This window comes from Stenotrophomonas sp. (genome assembly GCF_036662295.1).
Lineage (GTDB): Bacteria > Pseudomonadota > Gammaproteobacteria > Xanthomonadales > Xanthomonadaceae > Stenotrophomonas.
In genome coordinates this window covers 1-1,773 of sequence record NZ_JAVWXA010000199.1, presented here as the reverse complement: position 1 = coordinate 1,773, position 1,773 = coordinate 1, and the positions used below count along the sequence as shown (strand labels likewise).

The 1,773-nt window shown below is 71.2% G+C and carries 2 protein-coding genes; both read left to right on the top strand.

The annotated features are described in order from the left end of the window. Window positions 1-151: 151 nt before the first annotated feature. Complete coding sequence (locus RSA25_RS19450) at window positions 152-832, top strand: YggS family pyridoxal phosphate-dependent enzyme (protein WP_332810463.1); 681 nt, start codon at window positions 152-154, stop codon at window positions 830-832. A gap of 31 nt (window positions 833-863) precedes the next feature. Then, window positions 864-1,685, top strand: coding sequence for a pyrroline-5-carboxylate reductase (gene proC / locus RSA25_RS19445; RefSeq protein ID WP_332810462.1), 822 nt, complete (start codon window positions 864-866; stop codon window positions 1,683-1,685). Window positions 1,686-1,773 lie beyond the last annotated feature (88 nt).

Here is a 1,773-nt window from a genome sequence, read left to right as displayed (position 1 = left end):
GCCGACAGATGAAGATCCGACGCTTTGTTCTTTACGGAAAACGCCAACAGTTCGGCGATATCCATGCGCTGCTACTCCCCATGACTGCTGCGACTGGAAGGTTCTTTCCCCGGGCGGCAGTATAGCGTTCCTGATCTACCGGAAAACGCCCGTGTCCGCGCCGCCCCTGCCGACGATATTGCTGAACCTGCACAACGCGGCCGCCGCCGCCGGACGGCCAGACCCCCGGCTGCTGGCGGTCTCCAAGACCCAGCCGGCCGAGGCGGTGGCCGCCCTGGCCGCACAGGGCCAGCGCGCGTTCGGCGAAAACTACGTGCAGGAAGCGCTGCCCAAGATCGCGGCGCTGGCCGGGCTGGGCCTGGAATGGCACCTGATCGGCCACCTGCAATCGAACAAGGCCGAGCTGGCCGCACGCCATTTCCACTGGGTGCAGAGCGTGGACCGGCCCAAGCTGGTGGCCGCGCTGGGCGCGCACCGGCCTGCCGGGGAGCCCCCGCTGAACGTGCTGATCCAGGTCAACATCGATGATGAAGACAGCAAGCATGGCTGCCACCCGGAGGCGATCGCGCCACTGGCGGCGGCGATCGCGGCCGAGCCGCGGCTGTGCCTGCGCGGCTTGATGGCCATTCCCGCGCCGTGGCCGGAGCCGGCGCGGCGTGCGCGTGCGTTGGCGGCCATGCGCGGGCTGTTCGAGAGGTTGGCCGCGCGCCATCCACAGGCCGATACCCTGTCGATGGGCATGAGCGCCGATTACCCCGAGGCCATTGCGCAGGGCGCCACGCTGGTGCGCATCGGCACGGCCCTGTTCGGCGCGCGCCCGCGCCCGGCCTGATCCTTCTTCACGTGCTTACCCAGGAGAACGCATGAGCGCATCCACGCTTACCTTCATCGGCGGCGGCAACATGGCCCGCAGCCTGATCGCCGGCCTGGTCCGCCAGGGCGTGCCCGCCGCAAGCATCCACGTGGCCGAGCCGGTGGCCGCGCTGCGCGAGCAGTTGCAGGCCGACTTCGCGGTCAACCCCCATGCCGATGCGGCCACGGCCGCCGCCCACGGCGCGGTGTGGGTGCTGGCGGTCAAGCCGCAGGTGTTGCGCGAGGTCTGCGCCAGTTTGGCTGGCCTGGCGCAGGCGCAGCAGCCGCTGGTGGTGTCCATCGCCGCCGGCATCACCAGCGCGCAGCTGACGCGCTGGCTGGGCGGGCACGCGGCGGTGGTGCGGGCGATGCCCAACACGCCGGCCCTGCTGGGCGCGGGCGTGACCGGCCTGTTCGCCACGGCCACGGTGAGCGACGCGCAGCGCGCGCTGGCCGACACCGTGCTGGCCAGCGCCGGGCGCACGGTGTGGATCGAGGAGGAAGCCCGGATGGATGCGGTCACCGCGGTGTCCGGCAGCGGCCCGGCCTATGTCTTCCTGCTGGCCGAGGCCATGGAAAGCGCGGCCATCGCCCAGGGCCTGCCCGCCGACGCGGCGCGCACGCTGGTGGTGCAGACCCTGCTCGGCGCCAGCCGCATGCTGGACGAATCCGACGACGCGCCGGCCGAGCTGCGCCGACGGGTCACCTCGCCCAACGGCACCACCCAGGCGGCGATCGAGCGTTTCCAGGCCGACGGATTCGAGGCCATCGTCGCCCGCGCGATCGAGGCCGCCACCGTGCGCGGCCAGGAATTGTCGGCCGCCAACGATTGAGCCGCCCCGGGCAGCCACCGCCTCATTTCGGTGAAACGGTAGCAACTGTCTTGTCAGTGGTAGCCGAGGGCGACCTCGGCATCCCGCT

What these genes read in the sequence shown, in the direction of transcription:
- proC (WP_332810462.1), top strand. Translation starts at nt 864, where the DNA reads ATGAGCGCATCCACGCTTACCTTCATCGGCGGCGGCAACATGGCCCGC.